24 protein-coding genes are annotated in these 26049 nt (G+C 60.4%); 7 read left to right on the plus strand and 17 right to left on the minus strand.

Annotated features, from left to right (window positions below):
- Nucleotides 1-214 precede the first annotated feature (214 nt).
- Together GIV35_RS05675 and GIV35_RS05685 are read left to right on the plus strand one after the other, a co-directional pair.
- The gene (locus tag GIV35_RS05675) at nt 215-946 is read left to right on the plus strand and encodes a TetR/AcrR family transcriptional regulator (RefSeq protein ID WP_034127895.1); all 732 of its coding nucleotides are present in this window, start codon (nt 215-217) and stop codon (nt 944-946) included.
- Between the two features lie 398 nt (nt 947-1344).
- The gene (locus GIV35_RS05685) at nt 1345-3105 is read left to right on the plus strand and encodes a hypothetical protein (protein ID WP_236264998.1); all 1761 of its coding nucleotides are present in this window, start codon (nt 1345-1347) and stop codon (nt 3103-3105) included.
- A 10-nt stretch (nt 3106-3115) separates the two neighbouring features.
- Here GIV35_RS05685 and GIV35_RS05690 read toward each other — a convergent pair whose 3' ends face one another.
- Nucleotides 3116-4177: an FUSC family protein gene (locus tag GIV35_RS05690; protein ID WP_236265000.1), complete on the minus strand. Its 1062-nt coding sequence runs from the start codon at nt 4175-4177 to the stop codon at nt 3116-3118.
- Between the two features lie 163 nt (nt 4178-4340).
- On the minus strand, nt 4341-5957 hold the full coding sequence (locus GIV35_RS05695; RefSeq protein WP_034127893.1) for an NADP-dependent glyceraldehyde-3-phosphate dehydrogenase: 1617 nt from the start codon (nt 5955-5957) through the stop codon (nt 4341-4343).
- Between the two features lie 138 nt (nt 5958-6095).
- On the opposite strand from GIV35_RS05695, the gene GIV35_RS05700 reads away from it, so the two are divergent.
- On the plus strand, nt 6096-6956 hold the full coding sequence (locus GIV35_RS05700) for a Dyp-type peroxidase (RefSeq protein WP_236265001.1): 861 nt from the start codon (nt 6096-6098) through the stop codon (nt 6954-6956).
- Between the two features lie 20 nt (nt 6957-6976).
- Here the strand turns inward: GIV35_RS05700 and GIV35_RS05705 are convergent, their stop codons facing one another.
- Nucleotides 6977-7498: a DUF3087 family protein gene (locus GIV35_RS05705; RefSeq protein WP_236265003.1), complete on the minus strand. Its 522-nt coding sequence runs from the start codon at nt 7496-7498 to the stop codon at nt 6977-6979.
- Between the two features lie 113 nt (nt 7499-7611).
- Here GIV35_RS05705 and GIV35_RS05710 point away from each other — a divergent pair, with 113 nt between their 5' ends.
- Entirely contained in the window at nt 7612-7791 is a 180-nt protein-coding gene (locus GIV35_RS05710) for a hypothetical protein (protein ID WP_032902836.1), read from the plus strand.
- Nucleotides 7792-7803: 12 nt separating this feature from the next.
- Nucleotides 7804-8004, plus strand: coding sequence for a DUF6021 family protein (locus GIV35_RS05715; RefSeq protein ID WP_032902837.1), 201 nt, complete (start codon nt 7804-7806; stop codon nt 8002-8004).
- Between the two features lie 30 nt (nt 8005-8034).
- Here GIV35_RS05715 and GIV35_RS05720 read toward each other — a convergent pair whose 3' ends face one another.
- Entirely contained in the window at nt 8035-8271 is a 237-nt protein-coding gene (locus GIV35_RS05720) for a DUF6555 family protein (protein WP_003192128.1), read from the minus strand.
- Nucleotides 8272-8391: 120 nt separating this feature from the next.
- Here GIV35_RS05720 and GIV35_RS05725 point away from each other — a divergent pair, with 120 nt between their 5' ends.
- Together GIV35_RS05725 and GIV35_RS05730 are read left to right on the plus strand one after the other, a co-directional pair.
- Complete coding sequence (locus GIV35_RS05725; RefSeq protein ID WP_105227173.1) at nt 8392-9225, plus strand: arylamine N-acetyltransferase family protein; 834 nt, start codon at nt 8392-8394, stop codon at nt 9223-9225.
- 125 nt (nt 9226-9350) lie between these two features.
- Entirely contained in the window at nt 9351-10103 is a 753-nt protein-coding gene (locus GIV35_RS05730; protein WP_034127889.1) for an outer membrane beta-barrel protein, read from the plus strand.
- A 297-nt stretch (nt 10104-10400) separates the two neighbouring features.
- Here the strand turns inward: GIV35_RS05730 and nuoN are convergent, their stop codons facing one another.
- From nuoN to GIV35_RS05795, 13 genes are all read right to left on the minus strand, one after another.
- Nucleotides 10401-11864: an NADH-quinone oxidoreductase subunit NuoN gene (gene nuoN, locus GIV35_RS05735; protein ID WP_003174731.1), complete on the minus strand. Its 1464-nt coding sequence runs from the start codon at nt 11862-11864 to the stop codon at nt 10401-10403.
- Nucleotides 11865-11871: 7 nt separating this feature from the next.
- Nucleotides 11872-13404 (minus strand): NADH-quinone oxidoreductase subunit M, encoded by a 1533-nt coding sequence (nuoM, locus tag GIV35_RS05740; protein ID WP_014718913.1) that lies wholly within the window; start codon nt 13402-13404, stop codon nt 11872-11874.
- Between the two features lie 55 nt (nt 13405-13459).
- Nucleotides 13460-15313 (minus strand): NADH-quinone oxidoreductase subunit L, encoded by a 1854-nt coding sequence (gene nuoL, locus GIV35_RS05745; protein ID WP_014718912.1) that lies wholly within the window; start codon nt 15311-15313, stop codon nt 13460-13462.
- Nucleotides 15310-15618, minus strand: a complete 309-nt coding sequence (nuoK, locus tag GIV35_RS05750) for an NADH-quinone oxidoreductase subunit NuoK (RefSeq protein ID WP_003174727.1) — start codon at nt 15616-15618, stop codon at nt 15310-15312. Before nuoK ends, nuoL begins: the two co-directional genes overlap by 4 nt.
- A 2-nt stretch (nt 15619-15620) precedes the next feature.
- A complete protein-coding gene (gene nuoJ / locus GIV35_RS05755; RefSeq protein WP_003174726.1) occupies nt 15621-16124 on the minus strand; it encodes an NADH-quinone oxidoreductase subunit J in 504 nt (167 codons plus the stop codon).
- A gap of 9 nt (nt 16125-16133) precedes the next feature.
- Nucleotides 16134-16682, minus strand: a complete 549-nt coding sequence (gene nuoI, locus GIV35_RS05760) for an NADH-quinone oxidoreductase subunit NuoI (protein WP_003174725.1) — start codon at nt 16680-16682, stop codon at nt 16134-16136.
- Between the two features lie 11 nt (nt 16683-16693).
- Nucleotides 16694-17701, minus strand: coding sequence for an NADH-quinone oxidoreductase subunit NuoH (gene nuoH, locus GIV35_RS05765; protein WP_003174724.1), 1008 nt, complete (start codon nt 17699-17701; stop codon nt 16694-16696).
- Nucleotides 17698-20412 (minus strand): NADH-quinone oxidoreductase subunit NuoG, encoded by a 2715-nt coding sequence (gene nuoG / locus GIV35_RS05770; RefSeq protein WP_223024308.1) that lies wholly within the window; start codon nt 20410-20412, stop codon nt 17698-17700. The genes nuoH and nuoG overlap by 4 nt, the downstream gene beginning before the upstream one ends.
- 135 nt (nt 20413-20547) lie before the next feature.
- Nucleotides 20548-21903 (minus strand): NADH-quinone oxidoreductase subunit NuoF, encoded by a 1356-nt coding sequence (nuoF, locus tag GIV35_RS05775; RefSeq protein ID WP_032896666.1) that lies wholly within the window; start codon nt 21901-21903, stop codon nt 20548-20550.
- A complete protein-coding gene (gene nuoE / locus GIV35_RS05780) occupies nt 21900-22397 on the minus strand; it encodes an NADH-quinone oxidoreductase subunit NuoE (RefSeq protein ID WP_010566874.1) in 498 nt (165 codons plus the stop codon). The genes nuoF and nuoE overlap by 4 nt, the downstream gene beginning before the upstream one ends.
- A gap of 2 nt (nt 22398-22399) precedes the next feature.
- On the minus strand, nt 22400-24184 hold the full coding sequence (gene nuoC / locus GIV35_RS05785; RefSeq protein ID WP_003192111.1) for an NADH-quinone oxidoreductase subunit C/D: 1785 nt from the start codon (nt 24182-24184) through the stop codon (nt 22400-22402).
- 72 nt (nt 24185-24256) lie between these two features.
- Nucleotides 24257-24931 (minus strand): NuoB/complex I 20 kDa subunit family protein, encoded by a 675-nt coding sequence (locus GIV35_RS05790; RefSeq protein ID WP_003174719.1) that lies wholly within the window; start codon nt 24929-24931, stop codon nt 24257-24259.
- Nucleotides 24932-24941: 10 nt separating this feature from the next.
- On the minus strand, nt 24942-25355 hold the full coding sequence (locus tag GIV35_RS05795) for an NADH-quinone oxidoreductase subunit A (protein ID WP_003192109.1): 414 nt from the start codon (nt 25353-25355) through the stop codon (nt 24942-24944).
- Between the last annotated feature and the right edge of the window lie 694 nt (nt 25356-26049).

Genomic DNA, 26049 nt, shown 5'->3' on the forward strand with positions numbered 1-26049 from the left:
CTTCGCCAGCCGTCGAGGTAGAGCGGTTTTACCGGTTGAAACGATTTTCTCAGCGGGTGTCAGAGGTGGGTAAAAACCCTACGATTTGCCTCAAAAGCCCGGATATAAGGGCTTTGCAAGATATGGCGGAGTGTCACTACTTGCTTTCGACGGGCCGCCCCGGTATAAAAAATCAAATTATTTTTTAAAACAATATTTCCGCCGTGGAACCCATATGGTCGCGAAGAAACTCAGCGCTCCAAACGTTACCAAGACTCGACTGCTGGATGCGACAGAGGCTCTTTTCATCAAGTACGGCTATGACGCCGTGTTGCTACGGCAGATAACCGAGCGTGCCCAGGTCAACCTGGCGGCGGTGAACTACCACTTCGGGGACAAGGACTCCCTGATGAAAACCCTGTTGATGCAACGCCTGGAGCCCCTCAACGAGCAACGCCTGGAACTGCTGGCGCGCTGTGAAGCCGAATCCGATGGCCCGCTCGATTGCGACACACTCCTGGGCGTGCTGTTTGCCCCGGCCATGGGCCTGGAGCGCAGCGACCCGGCCAGCGGGGAAGGGCGTTCGTTCATTCGCTTCCTGGGCCGGGTCTACAGCGACACCTCGCCGTTTATCCAGGAATACCTCAAGGTCCATTACCAGCCGGTGTTCCAGCGTTTCTTCGAAGCCTTCGCCCTGGCCCTGCCGGATTTGCCACGTAATGAACTGGGGGTGCGCCTGCAATTTGCTCTCAAGGCCATTTCCGGGGTCATGGCAGGCACCGAACTGCGCCTGCTGATGAACTCCATGAGCCTGGGCCGCCCGGCCACGGATGCCGAGGTGATGGCCAAGCTGATCACGCTGGTGTCGGCGGCGATTCGGGTGCCGCAGCAAAGCCAGGAAGCCGAAACGGCACTGGCCAAGGTGCTGGAAACCCAGCGCGCCCTACGCGAACACCACGCCCTTTAGGAGCGAGCTTGCTCGCGAAAAACGTCAACGATAGCGCTGGCACTCTGGCTAACCGCGGCGTCATTGCGTTCTTCGCGAGCAAGCTCGCTCCTCTAGAGGTTGGCCCTTTTTTCGGAGCCAGAAAACAGGCAAAAAAAAGCCCGCTGGGGCGGCGGGCTTGATATGCAACGTTTGTAACGGATGAGGCTTCACAGTACGTCTCTTGATGTGAATAAATCGTGAAAAAAATGTAAGAAAGATTAGAGTTTGAACCTATTAAATTTACGGCTGGCTTAATACCTTTCGTCGCACCCTGTTAACTCTGACAGTAGGCAAGTTTTTTGTTTGGGCGTTTGATTCGTCAAAGACGCGGCACATCGAAAACGGTGCACCGCGAGGCGTCGAACAAGGAGCGAAGAATGGTGCGTAACCTTGATAAGCACGTACTGGAACCCGTCGATATTCCATTGATGTATCCGCCGATTGCCGATGATGCGGAAGGCGCAGATGGCGGCATCGGCAGGCTGCATGTGACACGTGATCTTGTCGTTTACGTGGACTATCCCTTTTCTGCGCCGGTGGGCACCACATTCCAGCTGATATGGCATGGACCAACGCCGGTAGGTTTCTACCTGGTGCGTGATGGCGACCCTCCACGCACCCGCTTCCCACTCACTGTGCCCGCTCACTCGATCCTCGAGGGCTGGGCTGACGCGATGTATTGCAGAATCATCCCCGACAATGAGCCCCCTCAGCAGACCCCTCCCTTGCGCCTCAGGATCAACTTGCAGAGACCTGGTGGCAAGGCTCCCGAACCCACGGATAAAGGCCATGGCGGGCTGGTATTCAAACTTGAGCCACAGGTGGAGTTGGAAGGCGTCGATGAACAAAAAGCCCGGGATGGGGTGACGGTCACCTGTCACAAGTGGGAGAACATGGGCCCTTATGACCTGCTCACGTTGGTCTGGGGATCAGAAAAAGTTGAGCATCGGGTACAGCCGAATGAGGTGGGGCGTGACATTGAAATCACTGTGACCCCCGAGATGATCCTCGCTGCGGGTAACAGCGACATTCTCCCCGTGGCAATGACCGTCACGGGGAACACCGGCAATTTGCCGGATGAGGATGCAATGTGGTCGGTGGTCTCATACGTAGAGGTCTACACCGACAGTCAGCGTACGGAGCCGCCTTGGGTTGACTACCCCTTGACCGAATCCGAAATCAACTTGGCGAATATCGGTAATGACGCTGTACGGGTCGGTTTTTACCTGACATCGGAAGATGCCCATCGCTACACCCATGTCCACTTTTATTGGATTGGCACTCTAGAGGATGGCGGGACGGTTCCTCATTCCGAGATGCGAGAGCTGGCCGGTACCAAGGCTTATTATTTCGAGATACCCAATGCTGTGGTCGCCGCCATTGCCCGGGGGCGTGCAATTGTCTATTACGTACTCGATAGCCAGCACGGCAGTGCCCCCCGTTCGAACTATCGTCATGTGACTGTCATCGGAGAGATCAGGCAATGGTTGGCCCCCAGCGTGGAGGGCGAGTCCGATGGGCAGATTGATCCCGACCTTGCGCAGGTCAAGGTCCACATACCGGTCCAACCGGGCTGGCAATCATTCCAGGCACTGGAATTGATCCTTTTGGCCAGTGATGCCGGGGGCACTATCGAGCACCGTGTCGGCATTGATCTAGGTGAGTTGTCTGCCGCTGAGGATCAATTGACGGTGGTGCTTGAAGGCGATGACCTCAGACGATTCAAAGGCCGTTTGGCCGACCTGTTCTATCGCGCAACCAAGGACGGCGAAAAGCCACGTGAGTCGTGGCGTCGATCATTGAGGATCGGTGAGCTGCAGCCGGACATGCCCGCGCCGATCGTTCGAGATGAGCTTGAGGGTGAACTCCACCTGGATAACGTGTCACCGTTCGGTACGCCTATCGACGCACCGTTCAGCGATGTGGAGTTCGGCGATTGGATAACGCTCTGCATCAAGGGCGTACACAGCATCGACCTGCCCAAGCAGGCGAACATTCCCGGCGTTGCTGTATCGTTTGACGTATTGCCTCAGGATCTGGAGCCCAATCGAGGTGAAGATACTTCGCTCTACTACACCCTAAAACGCGGGAACTTGCCCGAGCGCTATTCCCTGACTACACCATTGCGTATGGTTTGAGCGCTATTGGTCAGATCTTCCAGTGCCGGGCGGTCTTTGCCAGGCGCTGGCGCATCCCATCCACATTCGCCGCCAGCTGCACCGTCAGCAACCGATACCCATCCAGCGCACTGTACACCGGTGCATCCAGTGTAGGCTCACTGGCATGGGCGTGACCGGTACGCTCCAACCGCTCCGTCACCCCCGATTTCAACGCGCGCGCCATCCCCACCAACTGCACCCGGATTTGCCGATGCTCGGCCTTCAACATGACTTGCATCCGCGCCGTGGCCTGCTCATCACGCGGGTCTGGCCGGGTATTGCCCAGAATCTCCAGGGTGCTGATGCACAGGCGCAGGTGACGCTGGATCGCGTCCAGTTCAGTCATGGAAATCCGCACTTCTTTGGACACCGACGGCATCAACGAACGCAGTTGCACCATCGCCCCGTTCAAACGGTTGAGCAGCTTGAGGTGTTCATCGTCAGTCACGGACTGGCCATTGATGATCCGGCTATAAATATGCGCGCAGTCACGCAGGGCGCTGGCCAGGTTGTAGCGCCACGAATACACGGCGTACAACGGCAAGGCAAAGGAAAACGCCAGGGCCAGCACAATGCCGATGAGGATATCGACGGTGCGCCACAGGCCATCGGAAATCGGGTTGTCGCCATGGCCGGCGACGATAAACACCGTGATCGCCGACAGCAGCGCGATATAACCGCCCTTGCCGATGGCGTGATAGGAAAAGAACCCGCACACCACGGACATCAACAGATAGGTGAGCAACGGCAGGCCGAAGTACGCCTGTTGCACCACCAGCAGCAAGCCGACGCTGGCGCCGATCAAGGTGCCGTAGGCGCGCTCGACGGCTTTCTTGCCGATATTGCCGTGGTGCTGCAACCCGCCGATGACGATCAGCATGGTCACCGACGCCCATTCACCGTGGGGCAGGTTGAGGCCGGTGGTCAGCAGGATGGTTGCCAGCAAACCCACCGATACGCGCGCGGCGTGGATCAGCTTGGCATGGCGAAAGCGGCGGTAGGGGTCGAGCAAGGGGCGCAGCAGGCGCCGGGCAAAGAAGGGCAGGTTCATCAGTATTAAAGTGGCCTCAAATGTATGAATGTGCTCGATCAAATGTGGGAGCTGGCTTGCCTGCGATAGCATCACCGCGACCTGACTGAAAGACCGAGGAGCTGGCATCGCAGGCAAGCCAGCTCCCACACTGACCTGTCTGCACATTGGAACGGGGTTGGCTTCAGAAGATGTAGTCGGTGGTCAGGAAGCTCGAATCGCGGTTGCGCAAAATATCGCTGACCAACGCCTTGTTACTCTCCTGGAACTTGGTCGCCACCAAAGTGCGGATCGAGAACACGCGCAAGGCGTCATGCACCGACAACGTGCCCTCGGCCGAGTTCTTGCGCCCGTTGAAGGGGAAGGTGTCCGGCCCGCGCTGGCATTGGGCGTTGATATTGATACGGCCCACCTGGTTGGCGAAGGTGTCCACCAGGCGTCCGACTGCCACGGGGTCGGTGCCGAAGAGGCTCAACTGCTGGCCGAAGTCCGAGTCCAGCACGTAGTCGATCACGGTCTCCAGGTCGCGATAGGGCACGATCGGCACCACGGGGCCGAATTGCTCTTCGTGGTAGACGCGCATCTGCGGGTTTACCGGGTACAGCACCGCCGGGTAGAAGAACGAACCACGGCTGCTGCCGCCCTCGGGGTTCATGACCTTGGCGCCATGGCGCGCCGCATCGGCCACCAGTTCGCTGAGGTAATCGACCTTGCCGACTTCCGGCAGTGGCGTCAGCGCCACGCCATCCTCCCACGGCATGCCGGGCTTGAGCGTCGCCAGCTTGGCGTTGAATTTCTCGATAAAGCGCTCGACCACGTCTTCATGCACGAACAGGATCTTCAACGCGGTGCAACGCTGGCCGTTGAACGACAGCGAACCGGTGACGGCTTCGTTCACCGCGTTGTCCAAGTCCACTTCGGGCAGCACGATCCCCGGGTTCTTGGCATCCAGGCCCAGCGCAGCACGCAAACGGTGCGGCTTGGGGTGCAGCTTTTTCAAATCACTGGCGGCCTTGTTGGTGCCGATAAACGCAAAGATGTCGATCTTGCCGCTGGCCATCAGCGCGCTCACGGTCTCGCGGCCGCTGCCGTAGATCACGTTGATCACCCCGGCCGGGAAGCTGTCACGGAAGGCTTCCAGCAAAGGGCGGATCAACAGCACACCCAGCTTGGCCGGCTTGAACACCACGGTATTGCCCATGATCAAGGCCGGGATCAGCGTGGTGAAGGTCTCGTTCAACGGGTAGTTGTAAGGCCCCATGCACAACGCCACGCCCAGGGGGACGCGGCGGATCTGGCCGAGGGTGTCCTGCTCCAGTTCAAAACGACTGCTGCGGCGGTCGAGTTCCTTGAGGGCATTGATGGTGTCGGTGATGTAGTCGCAGGTACGGTCGAATTCTTTCTGCGAGTCCTTGAGGTTCTTGCCGATCTCCCACATCAGCAGCTTGACCACCGCATCGCGCTGTTCGCGCATGCGCCGCAAAAAAGCTTCGACGTGCTGGATACGCTCGACCACGCGCATCGTCGGCCATGCACCCTGGCCACGGTCGTAGGCGCGCACGGCAGCATCCAGGGCGGTGAGGGCGGTGTCGGCATCCAGCAACGGCGTGCTGCCGATGTGTACACGCTCATCACCCAGTTGCACGGGGCTTTGCACGCGGGCGAGCGGGCCGTTCCACACCTGCAACTGGCCATCGACCAGGTATTCACGTTGCTCAATGGGCGCCGCCAGGCGAAATTGCTCGGGAATCTGCGCGGTGGAGGTGGGAAACAGCTGGGCGAGCAGGTTGCTGGTGGTCATGTCGCTACCCCTGGAATAGTTGCAAAACATGACTAGAGAGTCACCCAACAAGCGGCTCTAACGCAAGGCTTGCGCGCATTCTTGTTCGCAGCGCGGTGTACGCCGGGTAAACTGCGCGGCTTTTCAGAAGGAGTTCACATGAGTCAGTACCAGCCGGGCATTCTTGCCGCACCGGTGCCTTTGCAGGCCCGCCATTTGTTTTTTGCCCTGGATTCGTTGCAAGCCGTGCCCGCTGCGCTGGACGCGCTGGTGCAGTTGACGGATGCGGCGGCCGTGGTGGGGTTCGGTGAGCCGCTGGTAAAAGCGCTGGGTGCCCAGATCCCAGGGCTGCGCTCATTCCCGGCCGTTAGCGGCCCCGGCGCGCACAACCCGTCGACTCAGCAGGCGCTGTGGGTATGGTTGCATGGGGTGGATCGCGGTGAGTTGTTGCTGCGCAGCCGTGCCGTGGAAAAAGCCCTGGCTCCGGCGTTTCGCCTGGTGCAATCGACTGAAGGTTTCCGCTACAAGACCGGCTTTGACCTGACCGACTACGAAGACGGCACCGAAAACCCCCACGACGATGCCGCTGTGCAAGCCGCGCTGACCGACACCGGCGCCAGCTTCGCAGCCATCCAGCAATGGCAGCACGACCTTGACGGTTTCGCCGCGCTGCCTGCCCAGGAGCGTGACCACATCATCGGTCGCCGCCATAGCGATAATGAAGAACTCGATGACGCCCCCGAGTCAGCTCACACCAAGCGCACCGCCCAGGAAAGCTTTACCCCGGAAGCCTTCGTGGTGCGCCGCTCGATGCCCTGGGCCGAGAATGGCCAGGCTGGGTTGATGTTTCTCGCCTTCGGGCATTCCTTCGAGGCGTTTGAGGCCCAGCTTCGGCGTATGAGCGGGTTGGAGGATGGGATCGTCGATGGCCTGTATCGCATCAGTAAGCCGTTGACCGGTGGCTATTACTGGTGTCCGCCTGTCAGGGAAGGGCGCCTGGACCTGAGTCTGGTTTTTTAACCGCCTTTTTGCCTGCTCCCTCAAGCGCTTTTGAGCGCTTCCAGCCACGCGGGATCGAGCCGGGTTTGTTCGGTGTCGATCCCCAGTGCGTGCATCTTCGCCTTGTGTGCTTCGATTTCGCCGACCAGTTGCGCCTGGGCGCTGGAGTTGGCGTCCAGCTCGTGCATCTGCGTCAGCCCCAAGTGATAGAAGCGCAACAGCCTGATGGCTGCCGGGTCGTTGGCCTGCACCCGCTCGGTGACCTTGTGCATCACATTGGTCACGCTCATCAGGCTGCGCTTGAGTTGCCAGCCATACACCGCTGGCGCCAACCAGGCCTGGCTCCAGAACGGGCCACGCACCAGCGCGACCGTGATCAACACGCCGGCGAAGACGCCGCCGACGTTGAAGCGAAAATTGTCACCGCCAGGCTCACCGAACAGCATCACCGCCAGGCTCGACAGCAGCATGGCCAAGGCCAGGAACAGCGCCGCTACGATCAACGTGCTACGGCGGGTCTGTTGGCGATAGGCAGTGGGGTCGCAGGATTTGAGTTCGAACATCCGGGCAGGTCTCCAAAAAGGGCGGTCATCTTCTCACGCCTGGCGTAATGAAGTTGAACGATGGCGCGGGGCGGTTTCTCTAAAATGGTGAACCCCTCATGAGGTCAGTCATCATGTCTGAACACAAGCAGCCACCGCCAGGTACACCGGATCCGAACCGTACGCCGGGCGAGGAGGAGCGTGATAACGATGCGTTGCGCCCCAACGATCCCAAAGAGCGCGGTCCGGACAACGATGTCGAGCGCGTCGAAGAAGACCTGGAAAACCTCCACGACAGAGCCCGCCCGCTTTAGCAGGAGAATATGATGAACAAACCTACCGATGGCCCCTCTTCCAACGAACACGCCAGTGGCAAGGACGAACTGGGCTTCGACCCGGATTCGCCGGATGTAGCCGACCCACAGGTCGATCCCATCGGCCCGGCTATTGCGCCGTTGGACAAAAAGGACGACGAGACAGCGAAAAAAAAGCCGCCCTACGATCCGTTGGGCGACTTGAAGCAATGAACCGAGCCCCGCCCTTGTGCGGGGCTTTGTTTACCTGGGCGGCGACCAGCTGACATCGCTGATACCGTATTTTTCTGCCCAGGGCCGGGTGGTCTTTTTCACCTGTTCGTGACCTACGCGGCCGATGCGGCTGACATGGGCAATGTCGGCATCGACGGCCGCCCAATGCCAGGCCTCGGCGTTGTTCATGACTTCGGCGCGCACCACGAAAGACTTGGGTTTACCGTGTAGCTGATAGTGGACGGTGTAGATTTTTGCGGTACTCATGCTGCCTCCCAATCCTGTTATAGATGGATAGGCCGGCGCTCCAAAAGGTTCATTCAAAATGACAACGCAGGCAGAGGCGCGGCATAGTGACGCTCTTGCCCTGCGCCCAAGGATCGCGCCATGCACACACTCACCGATAGCCGCCTGTACCTGCAACGCCTGGGCTATGCCTCGCCACCGCCGCCCACCCTGCAAACCCTGCGGGACTTGCAACTGCGCCATGTGTGCAGCTTTGCCTTTGAAAGCCTGTCGACCTTGATGCATGCACCGGTACCGATCGACCTTCCCAGCGTTGAGCGCAAGGTACTGCACGAGGGACGCGGCGGCTATTGCTACGAGTTGAACCAGCTGTTCCTGGCACTCTTGCAGGAACTGGGCTTCGAGGCCCGCGGCATCACCGGGCGTGTGGTGATCGGCGGCCCACCGGACGCCCACACTGGGCGAACCCATCGCTTGAGCCTGGTGACCCTCGACGGCGTGCGCTATATCACCGATGTCGGTTTTGGCGGCATGGTGCCCAGCAGCCCGTTGCAACTGGACAACGACGCCCCCCAGGCCACCGCTCATGAGCCTTATCGCCTGACGCTCAATCACGGCAGCTACACGCTGTGGGCGCAGGTGGGCGAGGAGTGGCGTGGCCTGTACGTGTTCGATCTGCAAACCCAGGCCGACATCGACTATGAAATCGGCAACTGGTACGTCTCCACGCACCCAGGCTCCCCGTTCGTAGGGCAGTTGAAAGCCGCGCTGCTTGCGCCTGGCAGGCGCCACACGTTGGCCAACGCCCGCTATGCGGTTCATTACCTGGATCGGCCCAGCGAGAAGCGCAAGCTGGAGAGTGCTGATGAGTTGCTGACGTTATTGCGCGACACCTTCGGCATTTGTTTGCCGGCTCAGCCCCAACTTCGCGAAGCGGTTGAGCACCTGATCAGGGCCGATCTCGAAGAGTATTGAGATAGAGCCTTCGCTGAACCGTTTTTTCTCCATTTTGGTGCAAATCAGTTCGAACTTTTTGCAAACGCCAAGGTTCGAACCGATTCCTGAATACTTTGCCCACCTTAAAATGGAGATGTAAAACGATGTCCAAACTATTCGGAAAATTCCTCAAGAACACCTCGTTGCTGGCCCTGGTGGCTGCCCCTGGCGTGGTGTTCGCAGCACCTTCCACCGACCCGATTTCCACGTTCGGGATCATGGGCAGCTACAACGACTTCAAACTTGAAGGCGGCAGCGAAAGCGACAAGGACCACATGCCCGAAGCCGGCCTGTTTTACAACTTCGGCAACAAGCTCACCGCCGAGTCGGGCTTTATCTACCAGGCCGGTATCGAAGCCAAGTACGGCGAAAAAAGCGATAACAAACTCAAGGAAGGCCAGGCCGACCTCGACCTCGGCTGGCGTGCCGCGCTGGATGCGCGCAACTTCGTCGATGTGATCGTGGGCGGTGGCTACACCTGGACCCGCTACGAGCCGGACACCAATGGCTACGACATGAAACTCACCAACAAGTCGCCGTTTGCCAAGGCAGCCCTGGGCTACAACCACCAGTTCGATGACATGACCCTGCGCGTTGAAGCCGGCGCCCGTCACACCATCGACGGCCGCGCCAAACTCAAGGTGGACGGCGTTGGCAGCGACAGCGTGGACCTCAAGGACCGCACCAACCCTTACGCCGAAGTCAGCCTGCTGATGAACCAGAAGGGCGACCTGCCAGTGATGGCGGGCCTGTACTACACCCGCACCGAGTACAAGCTCGATAACGACTCCTATGTGGCCGACAACACCAAGCTCAAGCGTGATGAGTATGGTTTCAAGGTGGGTATCGCGTTCTAAGGTTGCGGCCTTGACTAATCCCAGGTTTGAATAAAAAACGCCCCGCTATAAGTCGGGGCGTTTTTTTGCCTGTGGCTGTCGGCCCAGGTTAACCCTGTATTGGGTCAGACAGTTCTGGGGTGTTTGTTCTGGCGCCTTCGCGGGCAAGCCCGCTCCCACAATGGGAACGCGTTCCCCTGTGGGAGCGGGCTTGCCCGCGAAGGCGATGGTGAATGCACCGCCTCTCTAATACCTCGCCTCTGAAACGCAAAACGGCGCCCAAAGGCGCCGTTCTGTTTACTGCATCAACCTAAGCGATCAAACGCCCAGCACCGCGTGCTGCACCAGAGTGAGCAACGGTTGTGGGTACACGCCCAGGAAGAACGCGAGCAGGGCGATGGCCAGCAGCATCACGCCGCCTGCCTTCTGTTCCCAATGCAGCTCGGCATCCACACGGCGCAGGTTTGGCTCGATCAGGTACAGGGTGACCATCACGCGCAGGTAGTAGAACACGCCGATGGCGCTGCCCAGTACCAGCGAGGCAACCAGCCACCATTCGTGGGCTTCGACACCGGTCGCGACAATGTAGAACTTGCCGATAAAGCCCGCTGTCAGCGGAATGCCGGCCAACGACAGCATCATCACGGTGAGCACGGCGGTCAGGTACGGACGGCGCCAGAACAGGCCGCGGTATTCGTACAGGGCGTCGGCGTCACGGCCTTTGTACGGCGACGACATCAAGGTGATGACGCCGAACGCACCCAGGCTGGTGATCACGTAGGTGACCAGGTACACGCCGATGGCTTCCACGGCCAGGCCTTTGCTCGCCACCAGGGCGATCAGCAGGTAGCCGAAGTGGGCGATGGACGAATAACCCAGCAGACGCTTGAGGTTGTTCTGGGTCAGCGCCAGCAGGTTACCGAACAGGATCGACGCAATGGCGATCACGGTCAGCACGTTGCTCAGCACGCCCGTGTTGGCGGCGGGGGAGATCTGGAACAGGCGCACCATCACCGCAAACACGGCCACCTTGGACGCAGTGGCCAGGAACGCTGCCACCGGCGCCGGGGCGCCTTCGTACACGTCCGGGGTCCATAGGTGGAACGGCACCAGCGACAGCTTGAACGCCAGGCCGATCAGCATCATCGCCAGGCCCAACTGGGCAATCGGCGCCGGGCTGTTGGTGGCGGCCAGCGCGTGGCCGATACCGGTGAAGCTCAGGCTGCCGGCTTCGGCGTAGAGCAGGGCCATACCGAACAACAGGAACGCGGAACCGGCGGCCGACAGCACCATGTACTTGATGCCGGCTTCCAGGGAGCGCTTGTTGAAGAAGGCGTAGGCCACCAGGCCGTAGGTTGGGATCGACAGCAGTTCCAGGCCGATGAACAAGCCGGCCAGGTGCTGCGCGCTGACCAGCACGATACCGCCGGCCGCAGCCAGCAGGATCAGCAGGTACAGCTCTTCGCGGTTGCCCGGGTAGCCGGTGCCGCCTTCGCCGAGGTAGGCGTGGGCGAGGGTGACGCAGGCCAGGGTCGCCACCAGGATCAGGGCGATGTACAGCAGCGCGAAGTCATCGACCATCATCAATGGCGTGACTGCCAGTGGCGCGACCTTGAGGGCCGGGATGATCGACAGCAGGGCCAGGTTCAACCCGGCGCAGGACAGCAGGAACGTTTGCGAGTGATTGCGGCGCCAGGCGATTGCCAGCATTACCACCACGATGGTGAGGCTGGTAATCAGCAGCGGCGCAAGCGCGATAAAGTGTTGGATCGTGAATTCCATAGCGCTCTTACCGGGCCGAAGCGAGTTGAGAGAAGGCGGTGCCGAACCACTGCTGCACGCCATGCATCGTTGCGGCAGAAGTGTCCAGGAACGGTTGCGGGTACACGCCGATGAAGATCAGCAACACCGCAAGGCCGAGCACCATGATCAGTTCACGCGCATCCATCCCTTGCAGGACGGTGTCGGACTTGGCCGGGCCGAAATAGGCGCGGTGGATCATGATCAGCGAGTAGACCGAACCGAACACCAGGCCGGAGGTGGCGATGGCGCTGATCCACGGTGTCTGCACAAAGGCGCCCATCAGGATCAGGAACTCGCCGATGAAGTTACCGGTACCCGGCAAGCCCAGGGATGCGGCGGCGAAGAACAGGCTGATTGCCGGCAGGTACGCGATGCGCGACCACACGCCACCCATCTCACGCATGTCACGGGTATGCAGGCGCTCGTACAACTGACCACTGAGGATAAAGAGGGCAGCGGCCGAAACACCGTGGGCCAACATCTGGATCACTGCGCCTTGCAACGCCAGTTGGCTGCCGGAGTAGATACCGATCAGTACGAAACCCATGTGGGAAACGGACGAGAAAGCAATCAGACGCTTGATGTCGGTTTGGGCGAAGGCCAGGAACGCACCGTAGAAGATCCCGATCAGACCCAGGGTCATGGCAATCGGCGCGAATTCGGCCGAAGCATTCGGGAACAGCGGCAGGGCGAAACGCAGCAGGCCGTAGGCAGCGGTCTTCAACAGGATACCGGCCAGGTCCACGGAACCGGCAGTCGGCGCCTGGGCGTGGGCGTCAGGCAACCAGGAGTGGAACGGCACCACCGGCAGCTTCACCGCGAAGGCGATGAAGAAGCCCAGCATCAGCACGTACTCGGTGGTCAACGACATCTTGGTCTTCAACAGATCGGCGTAGTTGAAGGTAATCACGCCGGTGTTGTTGAAGTTCACCAGGACCAGGCCCAGGATCGCCACCAACATGATCAGGCCGGAAGCCTGAGTGAAGATGAAGAACTTGGTCGCTGCGTAGATCCGGGTTTTCTTGCCGTCCGAAGAACTGTGACCCCAGAGCGCGATGAGGAAGTACATCGGCACCAGCATCATTTCCCAGAAGAAGAAGAACATGAACAGGTCCAGCGCCAGGAACACGCCGACAACGCCGCCCAGGATCCACATCAGGTTCAGGTGGAAGAAGCCCACGTGACGCTGGATCTCTTTCCAGGAGCAGAGTACCGAGAGGATACCCAGCAGGCCGGTCAGCAGGATCATCAACAGCGACAGGCCGTCGAGGGCCAGGTGCACGTTGATGCCGAAGCGCTGGATCCACACGTGCTTGAATTCAAGCGCGAAGGTGGGGTCGACACCCGGTGCCGGAGCGAATGAATAGTCACCATGGGCCCACAGCCAGAGGCCGAGCGCGAGTTCCAGGGACATGGTCAGCAACGCAATCCAGCGGGGGAGGGTGGCGCCGAAGCGTTCACCCATCCAGCAGAGCAGGCCGCCGATAAAGGGGATCAGGATTAGCCAGGGCAGAATCATGACGGGCTCGTTTCCTTTCGCAAGTTCGCAAAGTACGCAGTGCACTTAAACATAGTCAGACCGCTACCACGACGATGGCGCCGATCACCAGAACGGCACCCGCCGCCATGGACGCTGCATACCAACGCAATTGGCCGGTCTCGCTGCGGCTCAGGGCGGTGTGACCGGCCTTGGCGGCACGCGGGATCAAACCGATGGTCTGGTCGAGCGGGTCTTTGCGCAGCACGTGGCTGATCGCAAGGTAAGGTTTGACGAACAGTTTGTCGTAGATCCAATCGAAGCCCCAGGCGGCGAACCACCACGCCGACAGGAAGCGACCAATGCCACTGTTGGCCACGGCAGTCACGAAGCGACGCTTGCCGAGGAACAGCAGAGCCGCCAGCAGGATACCGGCGATGGCGATGGCGCCCGAGGCGATTTCCAGGCTGTGCTGGGCTTCGCCGCCGGCATGGCCGACGCTTTGTGGCAACACACCGTGCAGTGGCGGGGTGATCATCGCACCGACGAAGGTCGACAGGATGATCAGCACCGACAGTGGCAACCAGTGGGAGATGCCGTGGCCTGCGTGCGCTTCGGTCTTGGCTTCACCGTGGAAGGTGATGAAGATCAGGCGGAAGGTGTACAGCGAGGTCATGAACGCACCTACCAGGCCTGCGTACAGCAGGTTCTGGTTACCGCTGGCGAAAGCTTCCCAGAGGATTTCGTCCTTGGAGTAGAAGCCTGCGGTCACCAGCGGCAGGGCGGCCAGGGCGGCACCACCGACGATGAAGCTGGCGTACGCCAGTGGCAGTTTCTTCCACAGGCCGCCCATCTTGAAGATGTTCTGCTCGTGGTGGCAGGCCACGATCACGGCGCCGGAGGCGAGGAACAGCAGGGCCTTGAAGAACGCGTGGGTCATCAGGTGGAAGATCGCCGCGTCCCAGGCGCCGACGCCCAGGGCCAGGAACATGTAGCCGATCTGGCTCATGGTCGAGTAGGCGAGGATACGCTTGATGTCGGTCTGCACCAGCGCGGCGAAGCCGGCCAGTACCAGGGTCACGCCGCCGACGATGCCCACCAGGTGCAGGATGTCCGGCGCCAGGGTGAACAGGCCGTGGGTACGGGCGATCAGGTAGACACCGGCGGTTACCATGGTGGCGGCGTGGATCAGTGCCGATACCGGGGTAGGGCCGGCCATCGCATCCGCCAGCCAGGTTTGCAGCGGCAGTTGCGCAGATTTACCCACGGCGCCACCCAGCAGCATCAGGGTAGCCAGGGTGATCCAGAAGTCGCCGACCTGGAATTTCTGCGGTGCCAGCACCAGCAGTTCCTGGATGTTCAGCGTGCCCACCTGTTGGAACAGGATGAACAGGCCGATGGCCATGAACACGTCGCCGATGCGGGTGACGATAAACGCCTTGAGTGCTGCGTTACCGTTGTTGCGGTTGCTGTAGTAGAAACCGATCAACAGGTACGAGCACAGGCCCACGCCTTCCCAGCCGAAGTACAGGAACAACAGGTTATCGCCCAGCACCAGGAACAGCATGCTGGCGATAAACAGGTTGGTGTACGAGAAGAAGCGCGAGTAGCCCGCTTCACCGCGCATGTACCAGGACGCGAACAGGTGGATCAGGAAACCCACACCCACCACCACGCCGAGCATGGTGATCGACAGGCCGTCGATGTAGAGAGCGAAGTTGGGCTTGAAGCCCTCGACCGCCATCCACTGCCACAGCACCAGGGTGTAGTGACCACCTTCGGGCGGCGCCACGTTGAATTGCCAGATGACGTAGGCGGCCACGATGGCCGACAGGCCGATGGAGCCCACGCCGATCAGGGCCGAGAGGTTCTCCGACCAGCGCCCGCGAGAGAACGACAGCAGCAGGAAACCGATCAGGGGGAATACGAAAGTCAGAAAGATCATGTTCATCCGCGCATCTCACTGGCAGCGTCGATATCAAGCGTGTGGAAGCGACGATACAACTGCAGCAGGATCGCCAGGCCAATACTGGCTTCGGCGGCTGCCAGGCTGATCACCAGGATGAACATCACTTGCCCATCCGGCTGGCCCCAACGTGCGCCTGCCACGATGAACGCCAGTGCCGCAGCGTTCATCATGATTTCCAGGCTCATCAACACGAACAGAATGTTACGGCGAACCATCAGGCCGACCAGGCCAAGGCAGAACAGGATGCCGGCGACCGCCAGACCATGCTCCAAAGGGATAGCAGGCATCGTCATTGCTCCTTGGCTTCGTTGCGGCCCAAGTGGAAGGCAGTGATGGCTGCGGCGAGCAGCAGCATCGAAGCCAGTTCGACCACCAGCAGGTACGGGCCGAACAGGCTGATGCCCACGGCTTTCGCGTCTACGGTGGTGTGGCCGATGGCCTGGCCGCTCTGGTGAGCGAACAGCACATACAGCAGTTCACCCAGCAGCAGCGCTGCGAGGACAACCGGGCCGAGCCAGATGCCGGGCTTGAGCCAGACGCGCTCCTGGGCGACCGAAGCCGGCCCCAGGTTGAGCATCATCACCACAAACACGAACAGCACCATGATGGCGCCGGCATAGGCGATCACTTCCAGTACACCGGCGAACGGTGCGCCGAGGCTGAAAAAGGTCATGGCCACGGCGATCAGCGAAATGATCAGGTAGAGCAGGGCGTGCACGGGGTTAGTGTTGGTGATCACGCGAAGCGTGGACACCACTGCAATACCCGATGCGAAATAGAAAGCGAATTCCATCTTTCTTCCTTAAGGCAGCAAGCTCTTCACGTTGATCGGCTCGGCTTCGTTTTGTGCGGCGCCTTTTGGCTTACCGGCAACGGCCATACCTGCAACACGATAGAAGTTGTAATCAGGGTTTTTACCGGGACCAGAGATCAAAAGATCTTCTTTCTCGTACACCAGGTCCTGACGTTTGAACTCGGCCATCTCGAAATCCGGCGTCAGCTGGATCGCGGTGGTCGGGCAAGCTTCCTCGCAGAGGCCGCAGAAAATGCAGCGCGAGAAGTTGATGCGGAAGAAGTCCGGGTACCAGCGACCATCTTCGGTTTCAGCTTTCTGCAGGGAAATGCAACCCACCGGGCACGCCACGGCGCACAGGTTGCAGGCTACGCAACGCTCTTCGCCGTCGGGGTCGCGGGTCAGTACGATGCGGCCGCGATAGCGCGGCGGCAGGTACACCGCTTCTTCGGGGTATTGCAGGGTGTCGCGTTTGCGAAAGCCGTGACCGAACACCATCACCAGGCTTCGCAACTGGGTACCGGTACCCTTAACGATGTCGCCAATATATTTGAACATGGGTCAAATCCTCACTGAACCGCGGCAGCGGGCGTGTTCAACAACACGACGGCAGCCGTCACCAGCAAATTGATCAGGGTCAGCGGCAGGCAGAATCTCCAGCTGAAATCCATCACCTGGTCATAGCGCGGGCGCGGAATCGAGGCGCGCAGCAGGATGAACAGCATGATGAAGAACGCGGTCTTCAGGAAGAACCAGAAGAAGGCCAACTGCGGCAGGATGCCGAACGGACCGTGCCAGCCGCCGAAGAACAGCGTGACCAGCAGGGCCGAGATCAAGATGATGCCGATGTACTCACCGACGAAGAACATGCCCCACTTCATGCCGGCATATTCAATGTGGTAACCGTCGGCCAGTTCCTGTTCCGCTTCCGGCTGGTCGAAGGGGTGACGGTGAGTCACGGCCACGCCAGCGATGAAGAAGGTGCAGAAGCCAAAGAACTGCGGAATGATGAACCACAGGTTCTGCGCCTGGTACTCGACGATGTCGCGCATGTTGAACGAGCCAACCTGCACCACGATGCCCATCAGTGCCAACCCCATGAACACTTCATAGGATACGGTTTGGGCCGAGGCACGCAAGCTGCCCAGCAGGGCGAACTTGTTGTTGCTCGACCAACCGGCGAACAGCACCGCGTATACCGACAAACCGGCCATGGCGAAGAAGAACAGCAAACCGATGTTCAGGTCCGCCACGCCCCAGGTCGGGGTGATCGGGATGATCGCAAACGCAATCAGCAAGGCGCTCATGGCCACGACCGGTGCCAGGGTGAAGATCACCTTGTCGGCAAACGGCGGGGTCCAGTCTTCCTTGAAGAACATTTTCAGCATGTCGGCAGCGATCTGGAACATGCCGAACGGGCCAACGCGGTTCGGACCGTAACGGTCCTGCCACCAGCCCAGCAGGCGACGTTCGACGAAGCTGAGCAGGGCGCCCGCGACGACCACGGCCAACAGGATCACGATGGCCTTGACCACCGAGATGATCACGTCAATTACTTCCGGCGTGAACCAAGTCATTGCGCTGCCTCCTGCAGACCGTCAACGGTTTTGCCGAAAATGGCAGGCGGAATACCGGCGATGCCTTTAGGCAGTGCAACCAGGCCGGCACCCAACTCATCGTTGATACGCAGCGGCAGACGCAAGGTCTGGCCGGCCACGTTGAGGCTGAGCAAGGCACCGTCGTTGACGCCCAGGCGGTCGGCTTCGGACTTGGCCACGGACACATAGGCGGCAGGAATGCGCTCTTGAACCGGCGCGGCCTTGGAAGAAGTTTCTTCGCTGCCGAACAGGTGGAAGAACGGCACGACCTGCCAGGTACCCGGCGCCGGATTGAACGGACGCGGTACCGCAGCGAACCAGTTCAGCGAGTCACCGCTGGTTTCGATCAGGCGGGTGCCCGGGTCGCCAGCGCGGATGTGACCACCGACTTCGTCCTGGAACTTGTTCCAGGCCTGCGGCGAGTTCCAGCCCGGCGACCAGGCAAACGGCACCTGCTGACGCGGTTCGGCCGAACCCGAATAACCTTCCATGGAGAAGGCAAACGCGGTGTCGTTGTCTTGCGGGGTACGCGGTTCATGCACGCTGATGTCGGCGCGCATGGCGGTACGACCGGAGTAACGCAGCGGCTCACGTGCCAGTTTCAGGCCCTTGATGCGGAACGCGGCAGACGGCGCGGCATCGACAATACGAGCAAGCTGCGGCGCGCTGGCGGCGGTGGCAGCCGTCACGTGGTCGAGCTGGGTCCAGTCGATCGGCTGGTTCAGCAGGGTGGCACGCAGGGCATGCAGCCAGCGCCAGCCTTCGTGCACCAGGATGCTGGCGTCCATGTACTTCGGATCGAACACCTGGAAGAAGCGCTGGGCGCGGCCTTCCTGGCTGACCAGAGTACCGTCGCCTTCGGCGAAGGTGGCGGCTGGCAGCACCAGGTCGGCACGCTCGCTGGTCGCGGTCTTCTGGTGGTCGGCGACGATCAGCACCTTGGCAGCATCCAGTGCAGCGTCAACCTTGGCGGCAGCGGTGCGGGTGTACAGGTCGTTTTCCAGCACCACGATGGCGTCGGCGTTGCCGTCGGTCACCGCTTGCAGCGCAGCGTCCACGGACTCGCCACCGAGCATGGCCAGGCCAAGGCTGTTGGCTTCCGGCACTACCAGGCTGATGGAGCCATTTTTGTCGCGCAGCTTCAGGGCCTTGGCGATGTTGGCGGCGGCTTCGATCAGCGCCTTGGAACCCAACGAGGTACCGGCAATGATCAGCGGGCGCTTGGCCGCCAGTAGGGCGTCGGCAATGCGCTGAGCCAACTCGACAGCTTCAGCGTCCAGGCCTTCAACGGCGGGTGCGCTGGCGTCCAGGGCGTGGGCCACGGCGAAACCGAGGCGCGCCAGGTCGTCCGGCGCGGCGTGTACGCATTCTTCAGCGATGTCGTCGAGCTTGGTTTCAGCCAGGGAGGCGATAAACAGCGGGTTCAGCGCGTGCTGACCGATGTTCTTCACGGCAGCGTCGAGCCACGGCTGTACGCGCATGGCGTCGGCCATCTCTTCGGCCTTGCCTTTGACCGACTGACGCAGCGACAGCGCGATGCGTGCAGCGGTCTGGGTCAGGTCTTCACCAAGTACGAAGATCGCATCGTGGTCTTCGATGTCGCGCATGTTCGGCACGGGCAGCGGGCTGTCGTTCAGCACTTGCAGGACCAGGCGGATGCGCTCCAGCTCGCCCGCTTCGATACCGCAGTAGAAGTGCTCGGCACCTACCAGCTCGCGCAACGCGAAGTTGCTTTCGAGGCTGGCGCGTGGCGAACCAATACCGACGATAGTGCGGCCACGCAGCAGGTCGGCAGCCTTATCCAGCGCGGCGTCCAGGCTCAGCTTGGCGCCATCGGCCAGCAGGGGCTGGCGTGGGCGGTCTTCGCGGTTGACGTAGCCGTAGCCGAAACGGCCACGGTCGCACAGGAAGTACTGGTTGACCGAACCATTGAAGCGGTTTTCGATACGACGCAGTTCGCCGTAGCGCTCGCCCGGGGAGATGTTGCAACCGCTGGAGCAGCCATGGCAGATGCTTGGTGCAAATTGCATGTCCCACTTACGGTTGTAGCGTTCGGAGTGAGTCTTGTCAGTGAATACACCGGTCGGGCAAACCTCAGTGAGGTTGCCGGAAAACTCGCTCTCCAGCACGCCGTCTTCAACGCGACCGAAGTACACGTTGTCGTGGGCGCCAAAGACGCCCAGGTCAGTGCCGCCGGCGTAGTCCTTATAGAAGCGCACGCAGCGGTAGCAGGCGATGCAGCGGTTCATTTCGTGGGAAATGAACGGGCCGAGGTCCTGGTTCTGGTGGGTACGCTTGGTGAAGCGATAACGGCGCTCGTTGTGGCCGGTCATCACCGTCATGTCTTGCAGGTGGCAGTGACCGCCTTCCTCACAGACCGGGCAGTCGTGGGGGTGGTTGGTCATCAGCCATTCGACAACGCTGGCGCGGAACGCCTTGGATTCTTCATCGTCGATGGAGATCCAGGTGTTGTCGGTGGCTGGGGTCATGCAGGACATGACGATACGACCACGGGTGTCGTTCTCATCGGTGTATTGCTTGACCGCACACTGGCGACAGGCACCGACGCTACCAAGTGCGGGGTGCCAGCAGAAATACGGGATGTCGAGGCCGAGTGACAGACACGCCTGTAACAGGTTGTCCGCCCCATCGACTTCGAGCGCTTTGCCGTCTACGTGGATAGTGGCCATGGTTCAAAGTTCTTCGTTGGCCCGTTGTCAGCGGGCGTGGCTAATGGAATCTTGTTATTCATGTGCATCTACACAGCCTTTACGGCGTCAGCACATGAGCAGGCGAAGGGCACGGACCCTTCGCCTGTTTAAGCGTTACGCGCCGACTACGATCGGCTTTGCCAGAGGCGGGACGGCGGCGCTGGTGGGCGCGATGCCGGCTTCGAACTCCGAGCGGAAGTATTTGATTGCGCTGCCCAATGGCTCCACGGCGCCCGGTGCGTGAGCGCAGAAGGTCTTGCCTGGGCCGAGGAAGCCGACCAGGCCGAGCAGGGTTTCGATGTCACCCTCGCGGCCTTCGCCATTTTCCAGGGCCATCAGCAGCTTGACGCTCCACGGCAAACCGTCGCGGCATGGGGTGCAGAAACCGCAGGATTCGCGGGCAAAGAACTGCTCCATGTTGCGCAGCAACGAGACCATGTTCACCGTGTTGTCCACCGCCATCGCCAGGCCGGTACCCATCCGGGTGCCCACCTTGCCGATACCGCCGGCATACATTTGTGCATCCAGATGCTCAGGGAGCAGGAAACCGGTGCCGGCACCGCCTGGCTGCCAGGCTTTCAAGGTGTAGCCGTCGCGCATGCCGCCGGCGTAGTCCTCGAACAGCTCGCGAGCGGTCACGCCGAACGGCAGCTCCCACAGGCCTGGGTTCTTGACCTTGCCGGAGAAGCCCATGAGCTTGGTGCCCATGTCTTCGCTGCCTTCGCGGGCCAGGGATTTGTACCAGTCCACGCCGTCGGCGATGATCGCCGGCACGTTGCACAGGGTCTCGACGTTGTTCACGCAGGTCGGCTTGCCCCATACGCCGACGGCGGCGGGGAAGGGCGGCTTGGAGCGCGGGTTGGCGCGGCGGCCTTCGAGGGAGTTGATCAGTGCGGTTTCTTCACCGCAGATATAACGCCCGGCCCCGGTGTGCACGAACAGTTCGAAGTCGAAACCGGAACCGAGGATGTTCTTGCCCAGCAGGCCGGCGGCCTTGGCTTCTTCCACGGCACGGTTCAGGTGCTTGGCGGCGGTGGTGTACTCGCCACGCAGGAAGATGTAGCCGCGGTAGGTTTTCAGCGCACGGGCACTGATCAGCATGCCTTCGATCAGCAGATGGGGCAGTTGCTCCATCAGCATGCGGTCTTTCCAGGTGTTGGGCTCCATTTCATCCGCGTTGCACAGCAGGTAACGGATGTTGATGGATTCGTCTTTGGGCATCAGGCCCCACTTCACGCCGGTGGGGAAGCCCGCACCGCCGCGGCCCTTGAGGCCGGCGTCCTTCACGGTCTGGACGATATCGTCCTGGGCCATGTCGGCGAAGGCTTTGCGCGCAGCCGCGTAGCCGTTCTTGGCCTGGTACTCGTCGAGCCATACCGGCTCGCCGTCGTCACGCAGGCGCCAGGTGAGGGGGTGAGTCTCGGCCGAACGCTTGATCAGGTTGGCCGGGCCGAAGGAAGTCAGGGTCATGGGTAGCCCTCGAGCAATTGGGTGACGCCAGCGGGCTGTACGTCACCGAATGTGTCGTCGTCGATCATCAACGCCGGCGCCTTGTCGCAGTTGCCCAGGCAGCACACCGGCAGCAGCGTGAAGCGGCCGTCCGGGGTGGTCTGGCCGAGGCCGATGCCCAGCTTGGCCTGGATTTCGCTGACCACGGACTCATGGCCACCGATGTAGCAGACCATGCTGTCGCACACGCGAATGATGTGGCGGCCAACCGGCTGGCGGAAGATCTGGCTGTAGAACGTCGCCACGCCTTCAACGTCACTGGCGGGAATGCCGAGGATCTCGCCGATGGCGTAGAGGGCGCCGTCGGGCACCCAGCCACGTTCCTTCTGGACGATCTTCAGGGCTTCGATCGACGCCGCGCGCGGGTCTTCGTAGTGATGCAGCTCGTGCTCGATGGCCGAGCGCTCGGTTTCACTCAAGGTGAAACGGTCTGTCTGGATAAGCGTGCTGTTCATGCTTAGCGGTCCACGTCGGCCATAACGAAATCGATACTACCCAGGTACGCAATCAAGTCCGCGACCATCTCGCCTTTGATCACCGAAGGGATCTGCTGCAAGTGGGCAAAACTTGGGGTACGAATCCGGGTGCGGTAGCTCATGGTGCCGCCATCGCTCGTCAGGTAATAGCTGTTGATACCCTTGGTCGCTTCGATCATCTGGAAGGATTCGTTGGCCGGCATCACCGGGCCCCACGAAACCTGCAGGAAGTGCGTGATCAGGGTTTCGATGTGTTGCAGCGTGCGCTCTTTGGGCGGCGGCGTGGTCAGCGGGTGATCCGCCTTGTACGGGCCGGCCGGCATGTTGCGCATGCACTGTTCGATGATCTTCAGGCTCTGGCGCATTTCTTCGACGCGCACGATGCAACGGTCGTAGGCATCGCCATTGGCCGCCAGCGGTACTTCGAACTCGAAGTTCTCGTAGCCGGAGTACGGGCGCGCTTTACGCAGGTCGAAGTCGCAACCGGTGGAACGCAGGCCGGCACCGGTGACGCCCCATTCCAGGGCCTCTTTGGTGTTGTACTGCGCGACACCGATGGTGCGGCCTTTGAGGATGCTGTTGTCCAGGGCGGCTTTCTGGTACTCGTCCAGGCGCTTGGGCATCCAGTCGATGAATTCCTTGACCAGGCGTTCCCAGCCGTTCGGCAGGTCGTGCGCCACGCCGCCGATGCGGTACCAGGCCGGGTGCAGGCGGAAACCGGTGATGGCTTCGATGACCTTGTAGGCACGCTGACGGTCGGTGAAGGTGAAGAACACCGGGGTCATGGCGCCGACGTCCTGGATATAGGTACCCAGGAACAGCAGGTGGCTGGTGATGCGGAAGAACTCGGCCATCATGATGCGGATGGTGTCGACGCGGTCCGGTACCTTGATACCGGCCAGCTTCTCGACCGAGAGCACGTACGGCAGGTTGTTCATCACGCCGCCGAGGTAGTCGATACGGTCGGTGTACGGGATGAAGCTGTGCCAGGACTGGCGCTCGGCCATCTTCTCGGCGCCACGGTGGTGGTAGCCGATGTCCGGGACGCAGTCGACGATCTCTTCGCCGTCCAGTTGCAGGATGATACGGAAGGCACCGTGAGCCGAAGGGTGGTTCGGGCCCAGGTTGAGGAACATGTAGTCCTCGTTGGTGCCGGAACGCTTCATGCCCCAGTCTTCGGGGCGGAAGCGCGCCGCCTCTTCTTCAAGCTGCTGCTTGGCCAGGTTGAGGCTGAACGGGTCGAATTCGGTGGCGCGGGCAGGGAAGTCCTTGCGCAGCGGGTGACCTTCCCAGGTCGGCGGCATCATGATGCGCGTCAGGTGCGGGTGGCCCGGGAAGTCGATACCGAACATGTCCCAGACTTCACGCTCGTACCAGCTGGCGTTCGGCCAGATACCGGTCACGGTCGGGATGCTCAGGTCGCTCTCGCTCAGCGCAACCTTGATCATCACGTCGCTGTTACGTTCCAGCGACATCAGGTGGTAGAACACGGTGAAATCGGCGCCGCTCGGCAGGCCCTGGCGCTTGGTGCGCAGACGCTCGTCCACGCCATGCAGGTCATAGAGCATGACGTACGGCTTGGGCAGGTTGCGCAGGAAGGTCAGGACTTCGACGAGCCTGGCACGCGCCACCCACAGCACCGGCATACCGGTGCGTGTGGCCTGGGCGGTGAAGGCGTCAGGGCCAAAACGGTTATTGAGTTCGACAACCACATCCTGGTCGTCTGCCTTATAAGGCGGGATGTACAGAGCACTGCCTGTAGTCATGGTTTTTTATCGCTTTCGGTCAACGTAAAGAATGAAGCCAGGTTTTCGTTCTATAAAAGAAGCGGTGCTGGATCAGACTTCGTCGGGGCTGCGCAGGTTGGTGACTGCGATTCGCTGTTCGCGGCGCTGTTCCTTTTGAGACGGCATCTCGGCGCGATAAACGCCTTGATCACCGACCACCCAGGACAGTGGGCGACGCTCCTTGCCAATCGATTCCTGCAACAGCATCAAGCCTTGCAGGAACGCTTCGGGACGGGGCGGGCAGCCAGGCACGTAGACGTCCACGGGCAGGAACTTGTCCACCCCTTGAACGACCGAGTAGATGTCGTACATGCCACCGGAGTTGGCGCACGAACCCATGGAGATAACCCATTTAGGCTCGAGCATTTGCTCATAGAGACGCTGGATGATCGGCGCCATCTTGATGAAGCAGGTACCGGCGATAACCATGAAATCCGCCTGGCGCGGCGAGGCCCGGATAACTTCGGCGCCGAAGCGCGCGATGTCGTGGGGCGCCGTGAAGGCGGTGGTCATTTCCACGTAGCAGCACGAAAGGCCGAAGTTGTACGGCCACAGGGAGTTTTTACGCCCCCAGTTGACCGCGCCACTCAGCACGTCTTCCAGCTTGCCCATGTAGATGTTTTTGTGGACTTGGTCTTCTAACGGGTCGGAAACGGTTTCCCGTTCGCCGATGGGGTACTGCTCGTTAGGAGCATCCGGGTCGATCCTGGTGAGATTGTATTGCATTGCCAAAGCCTCATTGTTTCAGCTTCGCTTGCCGCTTGCGACGAGCTTCCGGAGCCCAGTCAAGGGCGCCCACTCGGAACAGGTAGACAAGACCTGCCAACAGAATTGCTATGAAAACGAGAGCTTCGACGAATCCGGTCCAGCCGCTTTCGCGGACGGACACAGACCATGCAAAGAGAAAGAGGGCTTCGATATCGAAGATCACGAACAACATCGCGACCAGATAGAATTTGGCTGAGAGCCGCAAGCGGGCGCCACCTGTAGGCAGCATGCCGGATTCGAACGGTTCGTTTTTGCTGCGGCCCCAGGCTTTTGACCCGAGGAGGCTGGACACGCCGAGCATGAAGGCGCAAAGGCCTACAACACCGAGAAGGAAAATGGCAAAGCCCCAGTTGTGGGCCATGAGTCCTGTCGCGTCGGTCATGCTGGAAATCCTTAACAGAGAGCAAAGGTCTCTGAGCTCGAAAAAGTAACGATGCAGTGACGATATGTCGCACTGCAATCAATCGCGGTGATTTTATGGCTAAACACCGGGCAAGTAAAATTCCCAGGGCGAAATTATTCGGTGGAATAAGCACATAGTGCACCTTCTTGGGGCTGTAGCCCTTGTGGTGTGGGCATTAGCGGGCTTTTCATCAATTATGTTTTGTTTAAGCTGTAACGAAGTTTTCAGGTGCCAAATGATAATGAATATTGTTTGCGAGGGGTGTAAGCGAGTGTTTCTCATGTGGCGCGGGAAGTTACCGTTACTTGCTTGAGTGTCGCTTAGTTGTCGCAACGGTTCTTTTAACCGATCGGATGTGCGCGGATACCGCTCTGGATCAATGTTTTCAGCAAAAAACTATGGATAGGGCGCGGTCAATGTGGGAGCTGGCTTGCCTGCGATGGCGGCGGATCAGCTGAAACACCTGCCTCTGACCCACCGCCATCGCAGCATAGGTATCTACACAACTTCGGCACGACGCTAAATCTGTGGCGAGGGAGCTTGCTACCGTGACGGCCTGGCAGCCGACACAGATATAACTGATGCCCCGCGATCCAATGTGGGAGCTGGCTTGCCTGCGAAGACGGCCTGACAGTCAACACAGTTGGACCGTGTACATATCCATTCCTGCGGT

It is taken from the genome of Pseudomonas sp. PA-1-6B, from assembly GCF_021609545.1.
GTDB classification, from domain to species: domain Bacteria; phylum Pseudomonadota; class Gammaproteobacteria; order Pseudomonadales; family Pseudomonadaceae; genus Aquipseudomonas; species Aquipseudomonas fluorescens_BV.

What these genes read in the sequence shown, in the direction of transcription:
- GIV35_RS05675 (WP_034127895.1), top strand. Translation starts at nt 215, where the DNA reads ATGGTCGCGAAGAAACTCAGCGCTCCAAACGTTACCAAGACTCGACTG.
- GIV35_RS05700 (WP_236265001.1), top strand. Translation starts at nt 6,096, where the DNA reads ATGAGTCAGTACCAGCCGGGCATTCTTGCCGCACCGGTGCCTTTGCAG.
- GIV35_RS05720 (WP_003192128.1), bottom strand. Translation starts at nt 8,271, where the DNA reads ATGAGTACCGCAAAAATCTACACCGTCCACTATCAGCTACACGGTAAA.
- nuoN (WP_003174731.1), bottom strand. Translation starts at nt 11,864, where the DNA reads ATGGAATTCACGATCCAACACTTTATCGCGCTTGCGCCGCTGCTGATT.
- GIV35_RS05795 (WP_003192109.1), bottom strand. Translation starts at nt 25,355, where the DNA reads ATGACCGACGCGACAGGACTCATGGCCCACAACTGGGGCTTTGCCATT.
- nuoG (WP_223024308.1), bottom strand. Translation starts at nt 20,412, where the DNA reads ATGGCCACTATCCACGTAGACGGCAAAGCGCTCGAAGTCGATGGGGCG.
- nuoK (WP_003174727.1), bottom strand. Translation starts at nt 15,618, where the DNA reads ATGCCTGCTATCCCTTTGGAGCATGGTCTGGCGGTCGCCGGCATCCTG.
- GIV35_RS05695 (WP_034127893.1), bottom strand. Translation starts at nt 5,957, where the DNA reads ATGACCACCAGCAACCTGCTCGCCCAGCTGTTTCCCACCTCCACCGCG.
- nuoM (WP_014718913.1), bottom strand. Translation starts at nt 13,404, where the DNA reads ATGATTCTGCCCTGGCTAATCCTGATCCCCTTTATCGGCGGCCTGCTC.
- nuoC (WP_003192111.1), bottom strand. Translation starts at nt 24,184, where the DNA reads ATGACTACAGGCAGTGCTCTGTACATCCCGCCTTATAAGGCAGACGAC.
- nuoI (WP_003174725.1), bottom strand. Translation starts at nt 16,682, where the DNA reads ATGTTCAAATATATTGGCGACATCGTTAAGGGTACCGGTACCCAGTTG.
- GIV35_RS05725 (WP_105227173.1), top strand. Translation starts at nt 8,392, where the DNA reads ATGCACACACTCACCGATAGCCGCCTGTACCTGCAACGCCTGGGCTAT.
- nuoH (WP_003174724.1), bottom strand. Translation starts at nt 17,701, where the DNA reads ATGACTTGGTTCACGCCGGAAGTAATTGACGTGATCATCTCGGTGGTC.
- GIV35_RS05710 (WP_032902836.1), top strand. Translation starts at nt 7,612, where the DNA reads ATGTCTGAACACAAGCAGCCACCGCCAGGTACACCGGATCCGAACCGT.
- GIV35_RS05790 (WP_003174719.1), bottom strand. Translation starts at nt 24,931, where the DNA reads ATGCAATACAATCTCACCAGGATCGACCCGGATGCTCCTAACGAGCAG.
- nuoJ (WP_003174726.1), bottom strand. Translation starts at nt 16,124, where the DNA reads ATGGAATTCGCTTTCTATTTCGCATCGGGTATTGCAGTGGTGTCCACG.
- nuoF (WP_032896666.1), bottom strand. Translation starts at nt 21,903, where the DNA reads ATGACCCTGACTTCCTTCGGCCCGGCCAACCTGATCAAGCGTTCGGCC.
- GIV35_RS05685 (WP_236264998.1), top strand. Translation starts at nt 1,345, where the DNA reads ATGGTGCGTAACCTTGATAAGCACGTACTGGAACCCGTCGATATTCCA.
- GIV35_RS05690 (WP_236265000.1), bottom strand. Translation starts at nt 4,177, where the DNA reads ATGAACCTGCCCTTCTTTGCCCGGCGCCTGCTGCGCCCCTTGCTCGAC.
- nuoL (WP_014718912.1), bottom strand. Translation starts at nt 15,313, where the DNA reads ATGAACATGATCTTTCTGACTTTCGTATTCCCCCTGATCGGTTTCCTG.
- nuoE (WP_010566874.1), bottom strand. Translation starts at nt 22,397, where the DNA reads ATGAACAGCACGCTTATCCAGACAGACCGTTTCACCTTGAGTGAAACC.
- GIV35_RS05705 (WP_236265003.1), bottom strand. Translation starts at nt 7,498, where the DNA reads ATGTTCGAACTCAAATCCTGCGACCCCACTGCCTATCGCCAACAGACC.
- GIV35_RS05730 (WP_034127889.1), top strand. Translation starts at nt 9,351, where the DNA reads ATGTCCAAACTATTCGGAAAATTCCTCAAGAACACCTCGTTGCTGGCC.
- GIV35_RS05715 (WP_032902837.1), top strand. Translation starts at nt 7,804, where the DNA reads ATGAACAAACCTACCGATGGCCCCTCTTCCAACGAACACGCCAGTGGC.